The 23,382-nt window shown below is 43.0% G+C and carries 24 protein-coding genes, 1 other RNA gene and 1 pseudogene; 9 read left to right on the plus strand and 17 right to left on the minus strand.

Going from position 1 to position 23,382, the window contains the following annotated elements:
- Window positions 1-60 precede the first annotated feature (60 nt).
- The 10 genes from recO to trmN form a co-directional block, all read right to left on the minus strand.
- Window positions 61-798: a DNA repair protein RecO gene (gene recO / locus Xish_RS12025; RefSeq protein WP_099118067.1), complete on the minus strand. Its 738-nt coding sequence runs from the start codon at window positions 796-798 to the stop codon at window positions 61-63.
- A gap of 9 nt (window positions 799-807) precedes the next feature.
- A complete protein-coding gene (gene era / locus Xish_RS12030) occupies window positions 808-1,713 on the minus strand; it encodes a GTPase Era (RefSeq protein WP_099118068.1) in 906 nt (301 codons plus the stop codon).
- Window positions 1,710-2,390 (minus strand): ribonuclease III, encoded by a 681-nt coding sequence (gene rnc / locus Xish_RS12035; protein WP_099118069.1) that lies wholly within the window; start codon window positions 2,388-2,390, stop codon window positions 1,710-1,712. The genes era and rnc overlap by 4 nt, the downstream gene beginning before the upstream one ends.
- A 228-nt stretch (window positions 2,391-2,618) precedes the next feature.
- A complete protein-coding gene (gene lepB, locus Xish_RS12040) occupies window positions 2,619-3,590 on the minus strand; it encodes a signal peptidase I (protein WP_099118070.1) in 972 nt (323 codons plus the stop codon).
- A 22-nt stretch (window positions 3,591-3,612) separates the two neighbouring features.
- A complete protein-coding gene (gene lepA / locus Xish_RS12045) occupies window positions 3,613-5,409 on the minus strand; it encodes a translation elongation factor 4 (RefSeq protein ID WP_099118071.1) in 1,797 nt (598 codons plus the stop codon).
- A 229-nt stretch (window positions 5,410-5,638) separates the two neighbouring features.
- On the minus strand, window positions 5,639-6,103 hold the full coding sequence (gene rseC / locus Xish_RS12050; protein WP_099118072.1) for a SoxR-reducing system protein RseC: 465 nt from the start codon (window positions 6,101-6,103) through the stop codon (window positions 5,639-5,641).
- Complete coding sequence (gene rseB / locus Xish_RS12055) at window positions 6,103-7,065, minus strand: sigma-E factor regulatory protein RseB (RefSeq protein ID WP_099118073.1); 963 nt, start codon at window positions 7,063-7,065, stop codon at window positions 6,103-6,105. The genes rseC and rseB overlap by 1 nt, the downstream gene beginning before the upstream one ends.
- The gene (rseA, locus tag Xish_RS12060) at window positions 7,065-7,712 is read right to left on the minus strand and encodes an anti-sigma-E factor RseA (RefSeq protein WP_099118074.1); all 648 of its coding nucleotides are present in this window, start codon (window positions 7,710-7,712) and stop codon (window positions 7,065-7,067) included. Before rseA ends, rseB begins: the two co-directional genes overlap by 1 nt.
- Before the next feature lie 45 nt (window positions 7,713-7,757).
- The gene (gene rpoE, locus Xish_RS12065) at window positions 7,758-8,333 is read right to left on the minus strand and encodes an RNA polymerase sigma factor RpoE (RefSeq protein ID WP_099118075.1); all 576 of its coding nucleotides are present in this window, start codon (window positions 8,331-8,333) and stop codon (window positions 7,758-7,760) included.
- A gap of 279 nt (window positions 8,334-8,612) precedes the next feature.
- Window positions 8,613-9,368, minus strand: coding sequence for a tRNA(1)(Val) (adenine(37)-N(6))-methyltransferase TrmN (trmN, locus tag Xish_RS12070; RefSeq protein WP_099118076.1), 756 nt, complete (start codon window positions 9,366-9,368; stop codon window positions 8,613-8,615).
- 142 nt (window positions 9,369-9,510) lie between these two features.
- On the opposite strand from trmN, the gene srmB reads away from it, so the two are divergent.
- Window positions 9,511-10,851: an ATP-dependent RNA helicase SrmB gene (gene srmB, locus Xish_RS12075; RefSeq protein WP_099118077.1), complete on the plus strand. Its 1,341-nt coding sequence runs from the start codon at window positions 9,511-9,513 to the stop codon at window positions 10,849-10,851.
- 76 nt (window positions 10,852-10,927) lie between these two features.
- Here the strand turns inward: srmB and Xish_RS12080 are convergent, their stop codons facing one another.
- A complete protein-coding gene (locus tag Xish_RS12080) occupies window positions 10,928-11,986 on the minus strand; it encodes a Tle-like phospholipase domain-containing protein (protein WP_244186016.1) in 1,059 nt (352 codons plus the stop codon).
- Window positions 11,987-12,173: 187 nt separating this feature from the next.
- Window positions 12,174-12,557, minus strand: coding sequence for an autonomous glycyl radical cofactor GrcA (gene grcA, locus Xish_RS12085; RefSeq protein WP_099118078.1), 384 nt, complete (start codon window positions 12,555-12,557; stop codon window positions 12,174-12,176).
- A 319-nt stretch (window positions 12,558-12,876) separates the two neighbouring features.
- On the opposite strand from grcA, the gene ung reads away from it, so the two are divergent.
- The gene (gene ung, locus Xish_RS12090; protein WP_099118079.1) at window positions 12,877-13,557 is read left to right on the plus strand and encodes a uracil-DNA glycosylase; all 681 of its coding nucleotides are present in this window, start codon (window positions 12,877-12,879) and stop codon (window positions 13,555-13,557) included.
- Between the two features lie 65 nt (window positions 13,558-13,622).
- On the opposite strand, the gene grpE is transcribed toward ung, so the two are convergent.
- The gene (gene grpE / locus Xish_RS12095; RefSeq protein ID WP_099118080.1) at window positions 13,623-14,204 is read right to left on the minus strand and encodes a nucleotide exchange factor GrpE; all 582 of its coding nucleotides are present in this window, start codon (window positions 14,202-14,204) and stop codon (window positions 13,623-13,625) included.
- A gap of 125 nt (window positions 14,205-14,329) precedes the next feature.
- On the opposite strand from grpE, the gene nadK reads away from it, so the two are divergent.
- From nadK to bamE, 3 genes are all read left to right on the plus strand, one after another.
- On the plus strand, window positions 14,330-15,208 hold the full coding sequence (gene nadK / locus Xish_RS12100; protein ID WP_099118081.1) for an NAD(+) kinase: 879 nt from the start codon (window positions 14,330-14,332) through the stop codon (window positions 15,206-15,208).
- Between the two features lie 112 nt (window positions 15,209-15,320).
- Window positions 15,321-16,994, plus strand: coding sequence for a DNA repair protein RecN (gene recN / locus Xish_RS12105; protein ID WP_099118082.1), 1,674 nt, complete (start codon window positions 15,321-15,323; stop codon window positions 16,992-16,994).
- 112 nt (window positions 16,995-17,106) lie between these two features.
- Window positions 17,107-17,451, plus strand: coding sequence for an outer membrane protein assembly factor BamE (gene bamE, locus Xish_RS12110; RefSeq protein ID WP_099118083.1), 345 nt, complete (start codon window positions 17,107-17,109; stop codon window positions 17,449-17,451).
- A gap of 54 nt (window positions 17,452-17,505) precedes the next feature.
- Here the strand turns inward: bamE and Xish_RS12115 are convergent, their stop codons facing one another.
- Both Xish_RS12115 and Xish_RS12120 read right to left on the minus strand, forming a co-directional pair.
- Window positions 17,506-17,796, minus strand: a complete 291-nt coding sequence (locus Xish_RS12115; RefSeq protein ID WP_099118084.1) for an RnfH family protein — start codon at window positions 17,794-17,796, stop codon at window positions 17,506-17,508.
- Window positions 17,789-18,223: a type II toxin-antitoxin system RatA family toxin gene (locus tag Xish_RS12120; RefSeq protein ID WP_074025116.1), complete on the minus strand. Its 435-nt coding sequence runs from the start codon at window positions 18,221-18,223 to the stop codon at window positions 17,789-17,791. Before Xish_RS12120 ends, Xish_RS12115 begins: the two co-directional genes overlap by 8 nt.
- A 157-nt stretch (window positions 18,224-18,380) precedes the next feature.
- Between Xish_RS12120 and smpB the strand changes: the two genes are divergently transcribed.
- The 3 genes from smpB (at window position 18,381) to Xish_RS12135 (ending at window position 20,680) form a co-directional block, all read left to right on the plus strand.
- Window positions 18,381-18,863 carry an SsrA-binding protein SmpB gene (gene smpB, locus Xish_RS12125; protein WP_099118085.1) on the plus strand — a complete coding sequence of 161 codons (483 nt, stop codon included), beginning with the start codon at window positions 18,381-18,383 and terminating at the stop codon, window positions 18,861-18,863.
- 49 nt (window positions 18,864-18,912) lie between these two features.
- Window positions 18,913-19,276, plus strand: a transfer-messenger RNA (tmRNA) gene (ssrA, locus tag Xish_RS12130).
- Window positions 19,277-20,167: 891 nt separating this feature from the next.
- Window positions 20,168-20,680 carry a hypothetical protein gene (locus Xish_RS12135; protein WP_099118086.1) on the plus strand — a complete coding sequence of 171 codons (513 nt, stop codon included), beginning with the start codon at window positions 20,168-20,170 and terminating at the stop codon, window positions 20,678-20,680.
- Window positions 20,681-20,838: 158 nt separating this feature from the next.
- Here Xish_RS12135 and Xish_RS12140 read toward each other — a convergent pair whose 3' ends face one another.
- A complete protein-coding gene (locus Xish_RS12140; RefSeq protein WP_244186017.1) occupies window positions 20,839-21,141 on the minus strand; it encodes a phage tail fiber protein in 303 nt (100 codons plus the stop codon).
- Between the two features lie 79 nt (window positions 21,142-21,220).
- On the opposite strand from Xish_RS12140, the pseudogene Xish_RS18415 reads away from it, so the two are divergent.
- Window positions 21,221-22,387, plus strand: a pseudogene (locus Xish_RS18415) (IS3 family transposase).
- Between the two features lie 77 nt (window positions 22,388-22,464).
- On the opposite strand, the gene Xish_RS12160 reads toward Xish_RS18415, so the two are convergent.
- On the minus strand, window positions 22,465-23,364 hold the full coding sequence (locus Xish_RS12160; protein ID WP_099116351.1) for an IS982 family transposase: 900 nt from the start codon (window positions 23,362-23,364) through the stop codon (window positions 22,465-22,467).
- Window positions 23,365-23,382 lie beyond the last annotated feature (18 nt).

The raw sequence follows: 23,382 nt of genomic DNA on the forward strand, positions 1-23,382 counted from the left end.
CCTGCAATAACATAATATTCAATAAAGTCTACACTCTTCATCACGAAAAAGTGGCTTACTTTAGTTTTCATTTTTCTTGTTGGGATTATCAGTTTTTTTACGTATAAATTGGCGAAACAGCTCACGACTTTTTAACGGCTTTCCCCCCAGATAAGGTTTCAAAGCAATGCGGGTAAAACGCTTCGCCGCTTTCAAGGTCGCCTGATCGGGAAATTCGCCACTTGCCAACGCCTTGAGTTCATAACCTGTAAAACTGTAATGATCCATAACTAAACTGGCGATAAACCCTTTTTCTGCACGATAACGGTAACTCATGGTATCTGATACAGATTCACCACTTCCTGCACAGTGAAGATAATCTACACCGTATCCTATATTGGTTAGTAGCGCTAATTCAAAACGACGTAATGCACATTCTGGTGTGTATTCACTTGCTGCAAGAGCTTGTAAACACTGGAGGTAAGCAAAAAAAAGCGCGGGATATGCCGTTCCTTGCTCAAGAACTCTGGACAAGAGCTCATTCACATACAAACCGCTGTAAAGCACACTTCCCGTTAAGGGGAGAGCCAGTGAGATAGGCTCTGCATCTCTTAATGTCTTGATTTCACCCCGTCCGCTCCAACGAATAAGCAGCGGGGTGAAAGGTTGCAAGCAACCTTTTAGACTGGAGCGACGGCTGCGTGCCCCTTTTGCTAAGACACGTACCCGCCCTTCATTTTCAGTAAAAAAATCCAGCAATAAACTGGTTTCACTATAAGGGCGCCCATGAAGCACAAAGGCTCTCTGCCAGCCGTCCACAAATCAGCCTTATAAGTCGTCAACGTAACCGAGGCTACGCAGCGCCCGTTCATCATCAGCCCAACCGGATTTCACTTTTACCCACAATTCCAGGTGGATTTTCATATCGAACAGCTTTTCCATATCTTGACGAGCTTCTATGCCAATTTTCTTGATTTTGCTGCCTTTATTACCAATTACCATTTTCTTCTGGCCATCACGTTCTACCAGAATTAAACCGTGGATTGTATAACCTCCACGTTCATTAGTAACAAATTGTTCAATCTCCACTGTCACAGAATAGGGGAGTTCATCACCTAAAAAACGCATCAGTTTTTCACGGATGATTTCTGACGCCATAAAACGCTGTGAACGATCTGTAATGTAATCTTCCGGGAAGTGATGTTCTGCCTGTGGTATATGATCACGCACTATTTTAGCAATAGTATCAACATTCATGCTTTTTTCGGCGCTAATCGGCACAACATCGATAAAATTCATCTGTTGGCTAAGAAAACCGATATGTGGCAGAAGAATGGTTTTATCCGTCACATTGTCCACTTTATTAATAGCCAGTAATACAGGACAACGCAAATGACGTAATTTATTCACTACCATTTCATCATCAGGTGTCCAGTGCGTACCTTCCACAACAAAAATAACCAGTTCGACATCACCAATAGAACTGCTCGCTGCACGGTTCATTAAACGGTTGATCGCACGTTTTTCTTCAATATGAAGACCTGGTGTATCAACATAGATGGTTTGGTAAGCCCCTTCCGTATGGATACCCATGATGCGATGCCGCGTCGTTTGAGGTTTACGGGAAGTAATAGATACTTTTTGACCTAATAACTGATTCAATAATGTTGACTTACCAACATTGGGCCGACCGACTATTGCAACGAATCCGCAATAGTTTTTTTCTTCGCTCATTCAAGCTCCAGTTGTTTTAATGCTTGTTCCGCAGCCGCCTGCTCTGCCTTGCGGCGACTGGAACCGACTCCTCTGACAGGTTGTTCAAATCCACTGACCTGACAGTGAATTGTAAATTCCTGATCGTGTGCTTCCCCACGAACTTGAACAACCAGATATGCAGGCAACGGCAAATGACGCCCTTGCAAATATTCTTGTAAACGTGTTTTAGGATCTTTTTGCTTATCGCCTGGGCTAATTTCATTCAAACGGGTTTCATACCAATTCAGGATAATCTTTTCGACTGTCTGAATATCGCTATCAAGAAAAATAGCGCCGATTAAGGCTTCAATGCTATCCGCTAAAATGGATTCGCGACGATGTCCTCCACTCTTTAACTCACCAGGCCCTAAACGCAGGCATTCGCCTAACTCAAATTCTCTGGCCAGTTCTGCCAAAGTATTACCACGCACCAATGTTGCTCGCATGCGGCTCATGTCCCCTTCATCAACACGGGGAAAACGATGGTAAAGGGCATTAGCAATGACAAAACTCAGGATTGAGTCACCAAGAAATTCCAAACGTTCATTATGCTTACTGCTGGCACTGCGGTGAGTCAACGCTTGAAGCAACAAATCGTGCTGTTTAAAGCTATATCCTAGCTTATATTGTAACCGGTTCGCTATTATGGGGTTCATGTGCTACCAATTCAGTTAGAATTCATCAAATAAAAGCACACGCAACAGACCTGTGAGGCAATACAATTTGTAATAATACAATCAGCAAGTTACCTTGTTGTATGCCTTACAAAACTGTTGCGTTTGCACTAGCTCCCAAAGCATTCACCACCTTCAGGAGCCAGTCATCTCGTTTGAAAGAATATTCTACACTGAGAGATAAATTAATGCTGCGCTAATATATAAATATTAGTGAATTCCACCAATTCGGCTGAAACGCACGCCAGTAGGCCATTCACCTTCCTGCTTTTCAAAGCTTATCCAAATGGCAGTTGCGCGGCCTACCAGATTTTTCTCCGGTACAAATCCCCATGAACGACTATCATCACTGTTGTCACGGTTATCACCCATAGCAAAATATTGCCCCTTAGGAACGACCCAAGTACCCGCAGGCAAACCTTCTTGAGAGAAACCTGGGAAGCGTCGTATTACAGGGATAGTCAAAATATGGTGTGACACATCACCTAAAATTTCGACTCTTTCGTCCTGACGAAGAGTGTACGGCCCTATTGGTTCATCAACAGGAACTTGATAAACACCACTTATACGAAAGCCTTCTGGTGTCACATCTTCTTTTATTGTCCATTCACTTGGGAACACATTCCGGTAAGTAACAGGTAAATCCCCCTTACATTCCGTATTCCAGCCACAGCCAGGGTAAACCTGAAGCTCTTTATTGACGTAATCGTAAACAATTTTATCCCCAGGCAAGCCAATAATTCGTTTTACAAAATCTATGCTTGGGTTCTTCGGATATTTGAAAACAGCAACATCCCCACGCTTAGGCTCACCAGTCTTAATTAAGGTTGTTTGCGTAATCGGATCTTTTAAACCATAAGCAAATTTTTCAACCAGAATGAAATCCCCGATCAGCAATGTCGGCATCATTGAACCAGAAGGGATCTGGAAAGGTTCATAAACAAAAGAGCGCAGCACCAACACAATGGCTAACACTGGAAAGACAGAGGCAATTGTCTCAAACCATGAAGGCTTGTTAAGTTCTTTAGCCAAAGTTTCCTGAGCTTCTGCACCTGTCGCCTGTTCCTGAATGTGGGCAAGTTTTTTCTTACGTGCGGGTGCAAACTTAAATCGCTCTATGCACCAAAGAATACCGGTAATTAACGTTGCTAACGTTAATACCAAGGCAAAAGTGTTAGCCATTTAAACTCCTTACGACCTTGTGTTAATTATCTTTGCCAACATGCAAAATCGCTAAGAAGGCTTCCTGCGGCAGTTCAACATTTCCGACCTGCTTCATGCGTTTTTTACCTTCTTTCTGTTTCTGCAATAGCTTTTTCTTACGGCTGACATCACCACCATAACATTTCGCCAAGACGTTTTTACGTAATTGCTTAACGGTAGAACGCGCAATAATGTGAGTACCAATGGCAGCCTGAATGGCAATATCAAATTGCTGACGTGGGATCAGCTCTTTCATTTTTTCCACCAGCTCACGCCCGCGGTATTGCGAGTTGTCACGGTGAGTAATCAACGCCAGAGCATCAACACGCTCAGCGTTAATCAAGACATCCACACGAACCATGTCTGAATCCTGGAAGCGGATAAAATTATAATCCAGTGAAGCGTAACCACGAGATGTTGATTTCAAGCGATCAAAGAAATCCAGAACAACTTCAGCCATTGGAATTTCATAAGTCAGCGCAACTTGGTTACCGTGATAAACCATATTTGTTTGTACACCACGTTTTTCTACACAAAGTGTAATAACGTTACCAAGGTACTCTTTCGGTAACAACATGTGACACTCTGCAATCGGCTCGCGCAGTTCATTAATGTTGTTTAATGGCGGCAACTTGGATGGGCTATCAACATAGATAATATCACCACTGGTTGTCTCAACTTCATAAACAACTGTTGGAGCCGTTGTGATCAAATCAAGATCATATTCACGTTCCAAACGTTCCTGAATGATTTCCATATGCAGCAAGCCGAGGAAGCCACAACGGAAACCGAAGCCCAACGCAGTTGAACTTTCTGGCTCATAGAACAATGAAGCGTCGTTTAAGCTCAGTTTACCCAACGCATCACGGAATGCTTCATAGTCATCAGAACTTACTGGGAACAGGCCGGCATAAACTTGCGGTTTAACCTTCTTAAAACCAGGCAATGCTTTTTCCGCAGGCTGACGGGCTGTTGTCAGTGTATCCCCAACTGGCGCCCCCAGAATATCTTTGATGGCACAGACCAACCAACCTACTTCGCCACAATTCAACACATCACGATCAATGCGTTTCGGAGTGAAGATACCCAGACGGTCAGCATTGTATACCTGTCCGGTACTCATTACCTTAATTTTGTCACCCTTACGCAATGTACCATTTTTAATGCGGACAAGTGAAACAACACCAAGGTAATTATCAAACCATGAGTCAATAATCAGAGCCTGCAATGGAGCATCAGGAGCGCCTTCTGGTGGCGGTATCTCTTTCACCAGACGTTCAATGACATCCTGTACACCCACTCCCGTTTTTGCAGAACAACGAACCGCATTTGTTGCATCAATACCCACAATATCTTCGATTTCTTCAGCAACACGTTCTGGTTCAGCCGCAGGGAGGTCAATTTTATTCAGAACTGGAACGACTTCCAGATCCATTTCAATGGCGGTATAGCAGTTAGCCAATGTTTGGGCTTCAACCCCCTGGCCTGCATCAACAACCAGCAAGGCACCTTCACAAGCAGCCAGTGAACGGGAAACTTCGTAAGAGAAGTCAACATGCCCTGGCGTATCGATAAAGTTTAATTGGTAGACTTGTCCGTCATTTGCCTTGTAATCAAGGGTTACACTTTGTGCTTTGATTGTGATCCCACGTTCGCGCTCAAGATCCATTGAATCCAGTACTTGTGCTGCCATTTCGCGATCAGACAGACCACCGCAGATTTGAATAATCCGGTCAGATAGCGTGGACTTACCATGGTCAATGTGGGCGATAATGGAGAAATTTCTTATTTGCTTCATTATTAAATCTTTTTTGCCTTAATATTTCTGAATCATTCGCCTATGGACACATTGATGGACATAAAGCGACAGTTTATTGGTTCGGCCACTGGCCTGAGGAGCTGTATTCTACATGCCAAGCCCGTGAAAACCAAACCCGTGAAAATTTAGCCATGCCTGCCGTTTTCAGTATGACTCAATCGTTTTCAGTAATGATAAATTAAAGTTGAAACTCGTATGGTAAAACAGATTATTCTTGCTGTAGAACCTTAATCGAATCAGGAGGTAAACCAATTTGTAACACAACAGGTTGGTATGCTTGCAAATTATCCCAATACGCAGCAATTTTGCGAGCAATGAAGAAACCAGCAATTCCACCACCCATTCCTCCTAAACAGATCCATAATTGGTCAATCGTCCAAAATTGGAAAAGTGCTGCCCCCAAAAATAATCCCAGCAATGGCGTCAAATAAACTAGCATAGCTGAACGTAGCAGGCTGCTTTCAGGAATACCTACTTCAACCTTTTGTCCCGACTGGAGTGGTTGAGAAATTTCCAGTTCCAACTGGTGGATGCTTTCAGGCCCTATCTTTTCCAGTAAATAAGAACCACAAGCTGTTTTGGCCTGACAGCTACCGCAGCCTGAAGATGAGCCATAACGTAATAGTGCCCGACCTTTGTGCCAACGGACAACCGTTGCCCATTCTTTAACCATCAGTTTTCTCCCGTAAACGTCACGCTGGCTGCAATTCGTTCGGCTGTTGCGAAAGGAAGCTCACCAATGACTGTTATACTGTTTTTGCCTCTGGCCAAAGTATAAACCGTTCTTCTGCCTTGTCGAAATGGTTGTTCATCAGCAACTTTTTTATCTGAATTCACGACATTTACAGAAAAACTAAATAATCCATCACTATACATGATGGATTCTAACCATTCTGTCTCTGATAGCTTCCGGCTGTTACGTGAAATTTCTTTAAAACCGTCAGGCATTTTTCTAGCCAGCCAATTAAATTTCAACTTATTATCAGCAGAAGGAATGAGTAACATAGGAGGTAATTTCAGATCAGTAATGACATTCAGTTCCGTTTTAATATAGTCATTCACAGTTAATGACACGACACGGAATTGCTCAATGACTGTTTTATTATCTTTATCCAATAAGTCTATTAACAGAGGAAGATGATTTTTCTCATCAATCAGAAGGTTATAGTTATAGCGGGATTTATCTTTCGATATGATGCGAATAAAATTCACAGGGTGATCGCCAATGTTCGTGCTGCCTGCATCAATAAAACGATAAAATTTTTGCAAGTGGGTAAAATCGGCAAAGATGATCGGTGGAAGATAATCGACAATATGAGAGCCACGGATACTAAATGAGTCTAATCCAGGTTCGTAATAGCTTATTTGGTCACCGCGCTGAATAATTTCTCTGCGTGAGCCATCCATTTGTATGATTTGGGCAATAGCCTGTCCATTAATAATGGCATGACGGTAACGCAGGGGAACGAGAAATTGCTGCTCTAAAATGATGAAGCCAAGCTCATAATTCAGCGTTTTAACTGCCTTACTCATATCCTGTAACAAAGCCTCAGCGTGACTTTGTTGCGCTGAGGCCTTTAAAGGATTTATCAGGCTACTCGCCAATAAAAAAACGACAACCCAAGTACGTTTCATCACTGCTGTTGTGACTGTTGTGGCGTTCGCCCTTCATGAATCTGATTGGCCTGAGTAACACCATAATTTTTTCCAGAGTGAATGCGCCGAGCGAGTTCGTATTGTTGCAACATCGCATCAATTCGTTTATTGCTTTCCCGCACTTGCATACTCAGATCACCGCCGAAAGTTTCTTCTTCGGCTGGAGTTGCTAAGCCAACCGTTGAGGCTGTACCCATCACCGGCAATGTGTTAAAGGCTGGCGCCTCAAATTGGTTATCTGTTTCAACACTGCTATCGCTATTATACTGCTGGACACCGATAATCACACTCAGCGATACACAAGCTGCAACACCAATTTGTGCAATTTGACTCTTCCATGTGCGCATTTTATGCCAGAATGGCATACTAGCCCATGTTTCAGGTTTTGGCTGAGACTCCAGAACAGCCGCTGGATTAATATGAATGGGTTCTTTTTCAAGCGCCAACGCAACTTGATTCGCAATATCTAAATGCAATACATCACCCACATCACCACGCAGCACATCACGTACAAGGTGATAGCGTTCCCACTGTTTCTGCATGACCGCATCTTCAGAGATCAAATGAACTACTTCACTATCAAGAGCTTCTCCATCCATTAATGCGGAAAGTTTTTCTCTTTGCATGCCAAAGTACCCTTCAATATTGTTTTGTCCCACTGTTTCCACTATTTATTGTTGGATTAGTGGTTGAACTTTATTATCAATTGCTTCCCTTGCCCGAAAAATTCGTGAACGCACAGTGCCTACAGGACATTCCATGATGTCGGCTATCTCTTCATAGCTCAATCCATCCAACTCCCTCAATGTAATCGCTATTCGTAAATCTTCTGGAAGTGATTCAATAGTGCGGAAAACCACTTCCTTTAATTCTTCAGACAACATTAAATTCTCAGGGTTCGAAATTTCTTTTAATGAACTTGACGTATCATAATTTTCTGCATCATTGGCATCCAGATCATTGGATGGCGGACGACGTCCCTGAGCAACTAAATAATTTTTCGCAGTATTAACGGCAATACGGTACAGCCATGTATAAAATGCACTATCACCTCGGAAAGAAGACAGTGCCCGATAAGTCTTAATGAAAACCTCCTGAGCAACATCAGGAACGTCGCCTTGAGGTACGTAACGAGCAATCAGGCTCGCTACTTTGTGCTGGTATCTGATCACCAGCAAATTAAATGCTTTTTGATCGCCTTTCTGAATGCGTTCAATCAGCATTTGATCCGTTAACTGCTCGCTCATCCGAGGTTCACTCTCCTGAGGTAAAACTCCACATTTATACTTAAATTAAACCAATATGATGTTCTGATTTCCCGAACAAGCATGACTTTGAGTATTAGTTCACTGTGAAGTTCAACTTTAGTTGTAATTTTAATTACAACCACCTGTTCTTTTCGTATTGCACTTTTCTAAATCATAGCCGCTATTTTACAGGGTACGTTATTTTAATCTGAGAAAAAGAAAACCTTTGTTTTATTATACCGAAAGTTTTAATTCACCATCTCAATAGTGCTAACATCATCAATAATAAAGATAAAAATCTGTTACTAATTGACGAAAGTCATCTGTATATGCGCCATCTGAAGAACGAATCGTTAGTTCACTCACTTGGACGTCCTGTTCTTGCTGTGACAATCCCAATAATAGCCGATGCAACGGCTTATCTTGCCTGTCTCGAATATTGACTCGAAAATGGGTAAACCATCCTAAACCTGATGCCATTTTTTCAAATTGTTCACCAATTTTATAAGGCAATACCAGACAAAATAATCCTGTCGGCGTAATCAATGCCTGTACACACGCCAACAATCCCTGATGTGTCAATGATTCCGTATAGCGAGCCTGATTGCGAGCTTCATTTCGACATGAAATAGCAGGTTCAAAGTAAGGTGGATTACTAACAATTAAATCGTATTGGGAACTAATTTTTCGTGACTTATTTTGTTGTACGAAATCATGAATATCCTGCTGATGTACCGAAATACGGGAAGACCAAGGTGATTGCTGTGCATTATCCACTGCCTGCATTGCAGCAAGAACATCCAGTTCCACCGCATCAATCATGGTATTGTCTTGTGTACGCTGGGCTAGCATCAATGCAATCAAACCACTGCCACATCCAATATCCAGACATCTTGTCCTGTTATATACTGGCGCCCAGGCACCCAACAACACACCATCCGTCCCGACTTTCATCGCACATTTATCATGCCCAACAAAAAACTGTTTAAATGTAAAACCACCGCGGCGAAAAGCGGGTTTCTTTCTTAATGCCATGACTATATCTACTGAAATTAGAATGGGTCATAGCATAAATCTTATGGCCGGCGGATAAAAGCAACCGACTCATTGGACGCTTTTATAGGATGAACAATGTGCTTAACCTGTTTATAATCGGCGGCCCAAATAGAGGTATATGATGACTGCGACAAACTTTTCCGAATTCGAACTTGATGACTCCCTGCTTGAAGCACTGAACGACAAAGGCTATGAACGCCCGACTGCCATTCAGGCAGCAGCCATTCCTGCGGCTATGGACGGACGTGATGTATTAGGCTCAGCACCGACCGGTACAGGTAAAACCGCCGCTTACTTATTGCCGGTATTACAACATTTATTGGATTTTCCCCGCAAAAAATCAGGGCCTCCGCGTATCCTGATTTTGACGCCAACCCGTGAACTGGCAATGCAAGTTGCAGAACAGGCAAAAGAACTGGCGGCCCATACACATTTGGACATCGCTACAATCACTGGTGGTGTTGCCTATATGAATCACGCGGAAGTATTCAGTGAGAATCAGGATATTGTTGTCGCAACGACCGGGCGTCTGCTGCAATACATCAAAGAAGAAAATTTCGACTGCCGCGCAGTGGAAACGCTAATCCTTGATGAAGCTGATCGTATGTTGGATATGGGATTCGCCAATGATGTCGAAACGATAGCTGGTGAAACCCGCTGGCGCAAACAAACGTTGTTATTCTCCGCAACTTTGGAAGGGGAATCCATCCGTGATTTTGCCGAGCGCCTGTTAACTGATCCTGTTGAGATCGATGCCGAACCTTCCCGCCGTGAGCGCAAGAAAATTCAGCAATTTTACTATCGGGCTGATTCGCTAGAGCATAAAACAGCCATTCTGTGCCACCTTCTCCAGCAACCTGAAGTGACTAAGTCCATTGTTTTCGTGCGCAAACGAGAGCGTGTCCGCGAACTTGTCGATTGGCTGAACCAGGCAGGCATTCAAGCGGGTTTCCTTGAAGGTGAAATGGTGCAAGCCAAGCGTACAGATGCTGTAAAACGCTTGAATGATGGTAAAGTCAAAGTTCTGGTCGCAACCGACGTTGCTTCCCGTGGATTAGATATCGAGGATGTCAGCCACGTCTTTAACTTCGATTTGCCTCGCACCGCAGATGTTTACTTGCATCGAATTGGTCGTACTGCCCGCGCAGGTCGTAAAGGAACAGCCATTGCTCTGGTTGAAGCACACGATCATCTCCTTTTGGGTAAAATCAGCCGTTACCTCAACGAACCTATGAAAATACGGGTGGTTGATGAGCTTCGCCCACAAACCAAAGCGCCAAGCGATAAAAAGGGCTATAAACCATCCAAAAAAGTGTTAGTAAAACGCAAAGAGAAGAAGAAAACCGACGAAGCGAAGAAAAACCGTGTGAAAGTTCGTCATCGCGACAAAAAAAATATCGGTAAACGTCGTGCTGCTTCTGGCAATCCTAGACCAGAATTAACTGAATCCAGCAACGATTAATTAATAACTGATTGTAGAACATGGGCGAAACCATACAATGACTTCGTCCATGTTCCGGTAGACTGAGCGCTAAATATTACACAGTATAATGCTGCTCACTTTGCTGCGATGTGGTATCTATATCTGTAACATCAGTTGACGCTAACAGTGTATTAGCATTATTTAACCAAGGCTTTTGTTCCGCCATCAATTCGAGAACAGCCTCCAAAAAATGTGCCTTAAAAGTATGGAAGCCATATCGATTAGGCAGCATGACATCCCATATGCTCTCCAATTCATATTCATAATTAAGCTCTATTTCGTGCCCCATCGGTTGACGAATTGGTAATGTTTTTTGTAAGTTTCCCAGCCAATCATGTTGGACGGTATAATGGCGAATCAAGCCGCTGTCAGCCAATTCACGAGCGACTTCGGGTGAGACTCCCATATGTTTCAATGTAGAGTCAGAAACACTAACAGAATTGTAAATAACTGCTGGTTTTCCTGTTGCCAATGCAGCCACGGTTGCTAATCCACCCCCCAATGAATGCCCTGTGAAAATGACATTTTCACCAAATATTTCTAACGCCTTATGTGCCAATTCTACGGCTTGACTATATTGTTTTTCATTGTAACCAAGCCCTTGGCGAATACTTACCACGAAATCCTTTAATTCATTCGATCCAGTGAAAGAGACAATATATAACCCCTTATTATGGTATACGCCGGCCTGGAATCCTGTTGAATAATCATTCAGTGTGTCTGGTTCAATGCCTAATTTTGATAAATCCTCATCAGATAGGCGCACATAATCGCCAATCCCTAAACTACTTTGTCGATAAACATCACGGGTAACCAGCGTCAAGGTATAATCGACCAATTTAGATTGTTTCCCTGCAATATCATTGGCTTTCAATTCAGGGGCTGCCATCGCACTGGCATTTAAATTATTAGCCAATGATTGATTAACCAATGATTGATAGAGCGCATTAGCCTGTTTGGTATTTTCTGAAAGAGAAATGCCTGGGGAAGAAATGTGATCAACTTTGTCAGGTGGTGACTGAGCTGAAGAATTCGACTGAGGTTGTAGAGCATTTTTTTGTAAGGAATAAAATCCTAAATTACTTAAAAAACTAGTATCAACTGATAAAGTCATAAAATTCTCCTACAGATTATTTAAATTTGGTGTGGTTTAAACGCCCAAACTCTCTATCGGCAGAATTTTTAACAAGATTAAAACAAATTTAATTTTTATTTAACAAAATAAATTCACATAATAAAAACATGGGAATAAAAAAAGGGAGTATCAACTCTCCCTTTAGATTTTTTGCCTGAGACAAGAATTACAAGCTTTCTGTAAAAGTACGAGCAATAACATCACGTTGCTGTTCTGGAGTCAGAGAATTAAAACGCACAGCATAACCAGATACCCGAATTGTAAGCTGGGGATATTTTTCGGGGTGTTTTACCGCATCTTCCAGCGTTTCGCGGCGCAGAACATTAACATTCAAATGTTGTCCGCCTTCTACACGCACAGTCGGCTTGACTTCCAACGGGATCTCACGATATTCAAATTGCCCCAATTCCTCTTTGGCAACAATCTGTCCTTCACCGTAATCTGCTTTGGCACATATGCAACGCGCTTCATTTTTTTCATCATCCAACAGCCAAAAAGAATTCATCAATGTAGCGTTGTCAGATTGGGTAATTTGAATCCCAGTAATCATTTATACCTCCAACATCATCATCTTGGTTATTTAATCAACCATCATTCCTAATTTCTTGTATACCAGCACAAATGAGAAGATTCTTTGATTGCAATCAACTAATTTCATAAGGTTACTGATGGTAAATTCATAACGTTATGTTTTTAATTATCTTTTATAGCAAAGTTGGATGAAATTATTTTCATGTTTTTTCAAAAAAATTTATAAAAATAGCTTTTTATTCTGGGAATTAAGTGTGTATTGGGATCTGAGGGTTTCCCTATCCCAAGGGAATCGGTAAGCTTAAGCCATTTGATAATCATCTAGAAAGGGATTGGCTATGTCCGCACCTCTCACATGGCACGATGTCATCGGCAATGAAAAGAAACAGCCTTATTTTGTTGATACATTGGCTTATGTTGCCAATGAACGTCAGGCTGGAAAAACTATTTATCCACCTCAAACAGATGTTTTCAACGCATTCCGCTATACCGAATTGGCTGATGTAAAAGTGGTGATTTTAGGGCAAGATCCTTACCACGGCCCGAATCAGGCCCACGGTTTGGCTTTCTCGGTACAGCCGGGTATTCCTGCGCCACCTTCTCTCGTTAATATGTACAAAGAACTGGAATCAGACATTGCTGGATTTACTCGCCCAAATCACGGTTGTTTGATAAGTTGGGCAAAACAGGGGGTATTATTGCTCAATACCGTACTCACCGTTGAGCGCGGCAACGCACATTCCCATGCTCATTTAGGGTGGGAAACGTTCACTGACAAAGTTATTGCAGCAATCAATGAACATTGCAACGGCGTCATTTTCTTACTTTGGGGATCTCATGCACAGAAAAAAGGCCATTTCATTGATGCCCAACGCCATCATGTATTAAAAGCTCCCCATCCTTCTCCTTTATCTGCTCATCGTGGTTTCTTAGGCTGTAAACATTTCTCACAGACCAACCACTTATTGGAAACGCAAGGATTATCTCCAATAGATTGGGAGCCTCAATTGCCCCAATAACCGATCTTAACCTACAAAAATGCCGCCTTTCCTGTGGCGGCATTGCATCACGAGATACCGTAATCTTATTTAGAAACAGCAACCATTGCAGGACGCAATAAACGACCATTCAGGGTATAGCCTTTCTGCATCACCAACATAACCTGATTAGGTTCATGCTGATCGGATTCCATCATGGTCATCGCCTGATGCACTTCTGGATTAAAAGGGACATTAGTGTCACTGACCACTTCAACACCAAACTTACCCACTGAATCGATAAAAGATTTCAGCGTCAGTTCAATACCTTCAACCATTGGCAGTAGCGCTTCATTGGTACGATCAGCCACATCTAATGCACGCTCTAAATTGTCAATAACTGGCAGAAGTTCATTGACAAATTTTTCCAATGCAAATTTATGTGCTTTTTCTACATCCTGCTCAGTACGGCGGCGAATATTTTCTATTTCAGCACGCGCACGCAACAAAGCATCACGTTCGTTAGCCTGAGCTTGTTTCAGTTGTTCTTCCAACTCAGCAACACGCGGATCAACAACATTTTCAGTCTCTGGCGCATCTGCCTGTTCCGCATTTATTTGTTGCTCTAATACATTTTCTGTATTTTCTGCGACTTGCTCATCAGGTACTTTTTGGTCTTTACTACTCATGAATATCTCCGCGTATTTTGTATTATCTTCGCCATTTGAGCTTTATTATGGGGATCAAAACGCGGGATTCAAGGGAACAATCATTATTGTGAGGGCAAAACCATATGCTGAAGGAAATAACAGCAATGAATAATGAATTCAAATGCATCGGTATTGTCGGTCGTCCACGTCACCCTGAAGCACTGGCCACCCATGAAGTGCTGTACCACTGGCTGGTATCTAAAGGTTATTGCGTCATTGTGGATAGACAGGTCGCGAAAGATATTAATTTAAATGGTGCTCAGACCGGAGGATTGACAGAAATTGGTAAAATTGCCGATCTTGTGATTGTTGTCGGTGGTGATGGCAATATGCTCGGTGCAACCAGAGTGTTATCACGTTATGACATCAAAGTCATTGGGATCAATCGAGGCAATTTGGGCTTTTTAACCGATTTAGATCCCGATAATGCTTTGCAGCAACTCTCCGAAGTTTTAGGTGGCAAATATCGAGACGAAAAACGTTTTCTGCTTGAAGCACAAGTGACAAAAGCAGGGCATAAATCCCGCCGTAGTACTGCATTAAATGAAGTCGTACTACATCCAGGTAAAGTTGCCCATATGATTGAGTTCGAAGTATATATTGATGAACGTTTTGCTTTTTCTCAACGTTCAGATGGCTTAATCATAGCAACACCCACTGGCTCTACGGCCTATTCACTGTCTGCCGGAGGACCTATATTAACGCCAAACTTAGATGCTATCGTGCTAGTGCCGATGTTTCCACATACGCTCTCGGCACGCCCTCTCGTTATCAGCAGTGAAAGCAGCATTCGCCTGAAATTTGCCCAAAACAGCAATGACTACGAAGTCAGTTGTGACAGCCAAATTGCCCTGCCAATCCAAGATGGTGAAGAAGTGATCATCAAACGCAGTGACTATAATCTGCATCTAATTCATCCAAAAGATTACAACTACTTCAATACACTGAGTACAAAACTGGGCTGGTCGAAAAAAATGTTCTAAAAACATACTTTCCTATTTTACTGTATAAAAAACCAGTTTATACTGTATGGAAGCACAGACATGTTTTTATACAGTAACGTGTTTATATACAGTAAAAAGAAGGAGGGACACGATGCTAACTCAATTGACCATCAGTAACTTTGCTATCGTTCGCGAACTTGAAATTGATTTCCGTTCAGGAATGACGGCAATCACAGGTGAAACCGGAGCGGGTAAATCCATCGCGATTGATGCACTAGGTTTATGTCTTGGCAATCGAGGCGAAGCTAACATGGTTCGTCAAGGCGCTCAACGTACCGATCTTTGTGCCCGTTTTTCACTGGCTGATGCCCCTTCTGCCCGCCAATGGCTGATAGATCACCAGCTTGATGGAAGTTTTGATGATGGCAATGAGTGCCTGCTGCGTCGTACTATTACCGCTGATGGGCGCTCTCGCGGTTTTATCAATGGTACGGCTGTACCACTTTCTCAATTACGTGAATTGGGTTCTCATCTGATCCAAATCCACGGGCAACATGCCCACCAACTGTTGTTAGAAAATCGTCACCAAAGGCGCTTACTGGATATTTATACGGGCGATTTCGAACTTCAACACGAAATGAAACAAACTTACCAACAATGGCGTCAAAGCTGTCAGGCTCTCTCCCAATTCCAACAACAAGCTCTTGAGCGGAGCTCACGCCAGCAGTTGCTGGAATATCATCTAAAAGAACTAAACGAACTATCACCACAATCAGGTGATTATCAAGAACAGGATAGTGAATACAAACGGCTGGCAAACTGCGGGCAATTTTTATCTGTTAGCCAAAATATCCTCCAAATTTTAAGTGACAATGATGAACAGAACATTGTTAGCCTTCTCAGCTATGCTCGTAGTGAACTGACAGAACTTGCCAGCATGGATCACAAACTCAGTGGTCTGCTTAATATGTTGGAAGAAGCGGCGATCCAAATCAATGAAGTGAGTGACGAATTACGTCATTACAGCGATCAACTGGAACTGGATCCTAATCGTTTATTCGAACTGGAACAGAAAATTTCCCAACAAATCAGCATGGCTCGTAAACACCATGTTGCACCAGAAGAATTACCTGCATTACATCAACAATTATTGGAAGAACAACATCAATTATCTTTGCAGGAAAATGATTGTGCCCACCTTAGTGAACTTGTCAGCTTGCATTACCAGCAAGCCCTGACTGTGGCAGAAAAATTGCACCATGTTCGCCAAAAATATGCCGCAGAATTAGGCCAACTGATAACGAACAGTATGCACCAACTTTCTATGCCTCATGGTCGCTTTAGCATTGATGTTACTTTTGAAGCAGAGCACTTAAACATTGATGGAGCCAGCAAAGTTGAATTCAATGTCACAACCAACCCCGGGCAGCCTCACCAACCATTAGCAAAAGTAGCATCAGGTGGTGAACTTTCCCGTATTGCACTGGCAATTCAGGTTATTACGGCGAAAAAAATGGAAACTCCGGCGCTGATTTTCGATGAAGTCGATGTAGGTATCAGTGGCTCAACAGCGGCAATTGTCGGGCGTTTGCTACGTGAATTGGGAGAATCGACCCAAGTTATGTGCGTCACCCATTTACCTCAAGTTGCCGGATGCGGACATCAACATTTTTATGTCAGCAAACAAACAGATGGAGAAGAAACTGAAACCCAAATGCAACTATTAGATAAAAAAGCACGACTTCAAGAACTGGCACGGCTTCTGGCGGGAAGTGAGGTTACAAAAAATACTTTGGCCAATGCAAAAGAGCTGTTAGCGGCATAAATTGAGACAACTTTCTTGTATAATTGCAGTCATAGGTAAATGCATAGAGGTTTTCAATCTCTTTAATGTTTATTATTATCGAAGGCCTAACGCCTAAAGGAATGTAATTACTATGCGCTGTAAATTGTTGACTGCCGCTACTGTATCTCTTGTTATGCTGACTGCGGGTTGCTCTATGTTTGAGCGAATTGTTTATCGCCCTGATATTAATCAAGGAAACTACCTTACGCCGGCTGCGGTATCAAAAATCCATAAGGGAATGACTCAGCAGCAAGTTTCTTACACTTTGGGAACACCAATGCTGACCGATCCGTTTGGGAGTCAAACCTGGTATTACGTATTCCGCCAACAACCAGGCCATGGGAAAGCAACTCAGGAAACCCTGACACTTACCTTTGATAACCAAGGTGTGCTAACTGATATCAAGGATGAAAAATCACTACCAGAGAATCAGTGAAGTGTGTATTTTATTTATTCGCCAGCGGATAGTCTGGCGAATAAATAGACATTATCACGCATTGTTTTTCGCGCGCTCTGCTCGTTTACGGCGCATTTCTTTTGGATCAGCAACCAGAGGGCGATAAATCTCTACACGATCCCCCTCTTCCAAGGTATCAGTCAATTTGGCAGGACGGCTATAAATACCAACTTTATTTTTAGCCAAATCGATATCATTACGTAATGTCAAAAGACCAGACGTTACAATCGCCTGTTCGACGGTTGCTCCTTGCGGTACTTTCACATTACGAAGATATTGCCGTTCAGGCAGAGCATAAACGACTTCGATATTAATCTCAGACACTGTAGACCTCACGTGCACGTTGAGTAAAAGCCTGAACCATATTACCAGCCAGCTCTTTAAATACCTTGCCAAAGGCCAATTCAATCAACTTATTAGTAAATTCAAAATCGAGATGCAACTCAACCTTGCAAGCATCTTCACTTAACGGAATAAAATGCCACCCTCCCATTAACTTACGGAAAGGCCCATCAACAAGCTGCATACTGATACGTTGATTATCAAATAACGTATTGCGCGTTACGAACGTCTTACTGATCCCTGCTTTAGAGACCTCAACGGAAGCCGTCATTTCATTATTGCTACTGCTTATTACACGGCTACCCACACATCCTGGTAAAAAATCTGGATAAGATGTCACATCGTTGACCAATTTATACATTTGTTCCACGCTGTAAGGCACTAGCGCAGAGCGACTAATCTGTGGCATATCATTTCCTGTAAAACATAACAGCGCTGAATAGTATCACTTAAACATGGTTAAATAAAAACCCGATGACATTTAGTACAATAAATGCGCACTTATCGCTAAATATCATACAGAAGAGATTTCTTTCACTAACGCATACAGTATAATACAACGCATTATGACAAAGAAAAAAGCACACAAACCCGGTTCGGCAACAATTGCCATGAATAAGCGAGCCCGCCACGAATACTTCATTGAGGAAGAATTTGAAGCAGGCTTATCCCTACAAGGTTGGGAAGTTAAATCACTGCGCGCTGGCAAGGCTAACATCAGTGAGAGTTATGTTTTGCTCAAAGATGGTGATGCTTATCTTTTTGGTGCCACGATTACGCCCTTAAACGTTGCTTCTTCCCACATAGTTTGTGATCCGACACGATCACGCAAGCTACTACTTAACAAACGCGAGCTTGATTCATTGTATGGCCGAATCAATCGGGAAGGTTACACCATCGTCGCACTTTCCATGTATTGGAAAAATGCCTGGTGCAAAATCAAAATTGGCGTTGCAAAAGGCAAAAAAGCGCACGATAAACGTTCAGACATCAAAGAACGTGAGTGGAAATTAGACAAAGCGAGAATTATGAAGAATTCTGGGCGTTAATCACTGGCATTATCACTCAATATTCTGATATACTTGTTTTTATACACTTGGGGCTGATTCTGGATTCGACGGGATTCGCGAAACCCAAGGTGCATGCCGAGGGGCGGTTGGCCTCGTAAAAAGCCGCAAAACAATAGTCGCAAACGACGAAAACTACGCACTGGCAGCTTAATAACCTGCGCAGAGCCCTCTCTCCCTAGCCTTCGCTCTTAGGACGGGGATCAAGAGAGGTCAAACCCAAAAGAGATCGCGTGGATGCCCTGCCTGGGGTTGAAGCGTTAAATCCAATCAGGCTAGTTTGTTAGTGGCGTGTCTGTCCGCAGCTGGCAAGCGAATGTAAAGACCAGACTAAGCATGTAGTACCAAGGATGTAGGAATTTCGGACGCGGGTTCAACTCCCGCCAGCTCCACCAAATTTGGTGGGACAGTGTAGGGACAACAACTTGAAAAACAGTAAGTTAGAAAAGTTGATTGGTCACTGTCATGACAGTAAAAGGACTTCAAAGTGCACGTGAAATGCACGTGGAGTTAAATTTAAGACACCTCAGACTCCCCTTCTGAGGTGTTTTTTATTCGCAGCGAATATATTTCTATTTGTAAAAAAGTGTAACAAAAATACACGCCACTTTTGCCTGTTTTGGGTTTGGTTTCCCCTCGGATTGTTCTCTCTAGATTTCGTATTGAAGAATGGTCATCATTATTTTATTCAAGAAATTTACTGCAAAAATTCCCCGCTGAACTAGTTCATTTCTGTACGTATAAACAGTATTTTTAAATATTCAAATTTTTTGATGATATTTGGCAGGTGAGTGTTTTTTACTAAAGAAATTGAGGTTGGCTCCAAGGTGGGGGTGGGAAACAAAGCTACTATCACTATAGGACAGAAATCCGCCCTTTAACATAAATGGGCTTTTAAATCCCACACCTCCGTTTGAAGCGGAAGGAAAGCGGGGTTGTCGACCAGTAAAAGTAATAAAATCAATACGTTTAATCCTTTTGCCCAGCACGCAAATCAACTATTGGGATTTCCGTAATGGTTGAGCCAAAGTGAGGATGAATGGAAGAATCAATGAGTTAAAAGAGGAGAATTATCCTATTTAGATAATTGATTGATTTAACTAATGTTATCCAACGGAGAGAATTAAGTGATATCAGGCGGGGTGGGAGTTATAGCGTACTAATCTGTTTATCTATGATATAAGTAATGCATGTAAACTATATCTATGCGGTGTTATATAGCCAGCATAAAATATGAATATTTATGTGTCCGTTGTTATGTTTCTCTGTTACTGATAGGGGTTTTTATGAATGATAGTGATAAAGATGATGAAATAACATTTAAAGAGCTCATTGAGAGCTTTCTATCAAGTAAACACAACATGACAAATTCAGAAACATTACTTTCTGTACAAAAAAATAAAGAGTTACAACGTCCGGCTAAACCTGAAGCACTTTACTCTCTAGAGAAAACTGAACAATATTTTTTAATAAATTATATTACTAAAAATGCAAAGCTTGCCGATGGTAGATATATATTTATTATTTCTGCTGATGATCCATACACCATATACTGTGCAAAAAGTGCCCGAGATGCTAATTATCATTGGCATGATGCAGTTGACGGGCACACCTCCATAAGCTACAGAAAGCTTGTTCGTTTTGCAGGAATCTTATCGTTTCATCGAGGCGAACTATTAATGTGGTCAAATGCTAGTGGGCACTACAAACCCCCAGAAGAATTACGATACTTGATGTTACCATATGTTAGGCGCTTGCTACCTGATTCTAAATTTAGTAAAACTAAATTTCATAGATAACAATTAACCAATTAATTATCTTAACCCGCAATTTTCTGCGGGTTAATTATTCCCTTATTCCATCTATTCAGCCTGATCACTATCAGTGACAACCTCTACCTCCCCCACCTCACATTCCACACCGAATCTACTGGCATAAGGGGCATAGTGCCCCTATATTATTTTGACTCAGATAATCTTTGTTGCTGATTCCAGATAGAATTCTCTGGCATCTGGACACGGACAGATATAGACCGACCGATGGGGATATCAATCGGGTCACCGTCAACGTAACCCTCTCGTGTATTTCTGGCGAATGTGGGGGCGCTGGTGTGCTCTCGATGGTAGGTCATTAATTTGATGGCGCCATCGGGCAGAACTTTGTAATCCACCCAAATCAACGGCAATTTATTTTTGCACAGCGGTATCTCAACCCCACCATCAACACCGCCCCATGCCGCATCAGCATTAAACCCCAGCACGTTTTTGATGAGATTATAGTGGTATAAAGATCTCGGACACCTCAAAAGCCTGCTAATGTTATTAACATGACAATGAGGTATGACAATGAAATTGAAACCGATCAAACGCCACTATTCCGTTGAATTTAAGCTGGAAGCGGTTCAGCAGGTTGTTCTCCATCATCAACGGGTTATTGATATCGCCCGTTCACTGGCCGTTGATGCCAGTACCTTGAGAAAATGGATCCGCCAGTATAAGGCCGAAATACAGGGGGTAACGCCTGCCGGTAAAGCCTTAACGCCCGAACAACGCCAGATACAGGCGTTGGAAAAACAGGTCAGGCGTCTGGAAATGGAAAAAGAAATTTTAAAGCAGGCGGCCGTGTTGATGAGCGAGATACGCAGTGGTGCTATTCGTTGATCACACGGCTGAGTGCCCAATGGCCGGTCACGGAACTCTGTCTGGCACTTAAGGTGTCACGCAGCGCCTATTACGATTGGCGAGAACGTCCGGTCGATACAGAGCGTCTGCGGCTGCGCATCCGGACCCGTGAATTGTAATTGTATAACCAAAGTCGGGGGGCCATCGGCAGCCGCTCCCTGAGCCACTTGCTGATCAATGAAGGCACCCCGGTTGGGCGCTGGCTGGCTCGCCGGCTCATGCAAGAATGCGGCCTGCAAAGTCGTCAGCCGGGGGCCCACCGTTATCGTCCACCGGGGAAAGAGCACGTGGCGTCGCCGGATTTTTTGCAGCAGCATTTTGCCCCGGCTAGCCCAAATACCCGGTGGTGCGGGGACATCACGTACATTCGTACGCAGGAAGGTTGGCGTTACCTCGCGGTGGTGATGGATTTATTTTCCCGCCGCGTGGTGGGCATGGCCATCTCTTCCTCACCGGATGCAGAGTTGGTCTGTCGGGCACTGAGTCATGCGCTGGAAACGCGCCATATAGAAGGGCATCCAAGGCAGTCAATACAGTAGCAAAAAGTTCCGCCGCTTACTTTGGCGAAACCAGATTATCCAAAGCATGAGCCGCCGGGGCTGCTGCTATGATAATTCGCCGATGGAACGGGTATTCCGGAGTCTGAAAAGCGAATGGGTCCCTCCGGAAGGCTATCTGGATATCCATGATGCAATACGGGATATCACGCAATATTTTGGCGGATATTATAATTACATTCGCCCCCATAGTTTTAATGGAGGCATTTCTCCCGTTGAATACGAAAAGCAATGGGAACAGGCTAAAATGGTGTCCGGAAGTTCTTGACCGCTACAGATTGGTAATGGCGGCAAAATGGCGACAGGTTTTTTTAATATTCCTTAATCTTAACGCGATGCTCGACTTTAACACCCTATAACCTTGGCTTGTTGGAGCCAGTCGCGTTGATTTTTTCCTTGTTTAAAATTGGCAAAAATACCCAACGTGTGAGAAAGCAGTTTTCTGGCTATTCGATTACTCAAGTGCCACAAGTCCCGTGCCCAGCACTTTTCGATAGCAAATTGCCCGGCGAGTTGGCCAATGACGGTTTCAATTAAACGTCGCCTGGCATTAATGCGCTTTCTCGTCTCTCTGGGGACAGGGTCATCCATATTGGCACGCACCGGGGTTATCATTTCAATGCCTTCTTTTTTCATTTCTTGTTTAAATTCAGTACCTAAATACCCTTTATCACCCAGCAAATAGCCTTTTATCGGGCCGATTACATCCCAGGTTGCTTCACGCTCACTGACATTGGCGGGTGTCAGCGTAAACCCCGTTACCACGCCGGTTTCATCTATCATAAGATGCCCTTTAAAGCCGTAGTAAGTTTCGTTTTTGGCGGCGCAGTACCCATAATCGGCTTGTCCTTTAAAGTTGGCACTGCCTTTTGCTCTTTTGAATCCACAGACGGACAGCGGAAATCCGTCGATAATATGTACCGGCTTGTCGAACGCGCCCAATAATCTCGCCAGCTTTTCTTGCAGTTTTTGTTTGACAACCCAAAGATTAGAGGCTTGTTTGGCAAAGTTAGCGCGTGAACCTAACCCCGGAAACCATGCGCGCCAGTGGGTACAAAAATACGTCCAAATGCCTTTATCTGTTGAAAATCCTAAGAATTCACCAATCACTTCCATCGCGATGACTTCCGCATCACTCAACTTAGGTGGGATCCCCCGGCTCCTCAATCGTGTGCCTTGCTGTAACGCTGTTAAATTATCGTCTACCCAACAAAACACCCAAATGATAAAATCTTGCTGTGACATAGCCCTTGTTCCTTTATT

It is taken from the genome of Xenorhabdus ishibashii (genome assembly GCF_002632755.1).
Classification (GTDB): domain Bacteria; phylum Pseudomonadota; class Gammaproteobacteria; order Enterobacterales; family Enterobacteriaceae; genus Xenorhabdus; species Xenorhabdus ishibashii.

Coding starts and splice junctions, on each gene's coding strand:
- era (WP_099118068.1), bottom strand. CDS start 1,713: ATGAGCGAAGAAAAAAACTATTGCGGATTCGTTGCAATAGTCGGTCGG.
- rnc (WP_099118069.1), bottom strand. CDS start 2,390: ATGAACCCCATAATAGCGAACCGGTTACAATATAAGCTAGGATATAGC.
- lepB (WP_099118070.1), bottom strand. CDS start 3,590: ATGGCTAACACTTTTGCCTTGGTATTAACGTTAGCAACGTTAATTACC.
- lepA (WP_099118071.1), bottom strand. CDS start 5,409: ATGAAGCAAATAAGAAATTTCTCCATTATCGCCCACATTGACCATGGT.
- rseC (WP_099118072.1), bottom strand. CDS start 6,103: ATGGTTAAAGAATGGGCAACGGTTGTCCGTTGGCACAAAGGTCGGGCA.
- rseB (WP_099118073.1), bottom strand. CDS start 7,065: ATGAAACGTACTTGGGTTGTCGTTTTTTTATTGGCGAGTAGCCTGATA.
- rseA (WP_099118074.1), bottom strand. CDS start 7,712: ATGCAAAGAGAAAAACTTTCCGCATTAATGGATGGAGAAGCTCTTGAT.
- rpoE (WP_099118075.1), bottom strand. CDS start 8,333: ATGAGCGAGCAGTTAACGGATCAAATGCTGATTGAACGCATTCAGAAA.
- trmN (WP_099118076.1), bottom strand. CDS start 9,368: ATGGCATTAAGAAAGAAACCCGCTTTTCGCCGCGGTGGTTTTACATTT.
- srmB (WP_099118077.1), top strand. CDS start 9,511: ATGACTGCGACAAACTTTTCCGAATTCGAACTTGATGACTCCCTGCTT.
- Xish_RS12080 (WP_244186016.1), bottom strand. CDS start 11,986: ATGACTTTATCAGTTGATACTAGTTTTTTAAGTAATTTAGGATTTTAT.
- grcA (WP_099118078.1), bottom strand. CDS start 12,557: ATGATTACTGGGATTCAAATTACCCAATCTGACAACGCTACATTGATG.
- ung (WP_099118079.1), top strand. CDS start 12,877: ATGTCCGCACCTCTCACATGGCACGATGTCATCGGCAATGAAAAGAAA.
- grpE (WP_099118080.1), bottom strand. CDS start 14,204: ATGAGTAGTAAAGACCAAAAAGTACCTGATGAGCAAGTCGCAGAAAAT.
- nadK (WP_099118081.1), top strand. CDS start 14,330: ATGAATAATGAATTCAAATGCATCGGTATTGTCGGTCGTCCACGTCAC.
- recN (WP_099118082.1), top strand. CDS start 15,321: ATGCTAACTCAATTGACCATCAGTAACTTTGCTATCGTTCGCGAACTT.
- bamE (WP_099118083.1), top strand. CDS start 17,107: ATGCGCTGTAAATTGTTGACTGCCGCTACTGTATCTCTTGTTATGCTG.
- Xish_RS12120 (WP_074025116.1), bottom strand. CDS start 18,223: ATGCCACAGATTAGTCGCTCTGCGCTAGTGCCTTACAGCGTGGAACAA.
- smpB (WP_099118085.1), top strand. CDS start 18,381: ATGACAAAGAAAAAAGCACACAAACCCGGTTCGGCAACAATTGCCATG.
- Xish_RS12135 (WP_099118086.1), top strand. CDS start 20,168: ATGAATGATAGTGATAAAGATGATGAAATAACATTTAAAGAGCTCATT.
- Xish_RS12160 (WP_099116351.1), bottom strand. CDS start 23,364: ATGTCACAGCAAGATTTTATCATTTGGGTGTTTTGTTGGGTAGACGAT.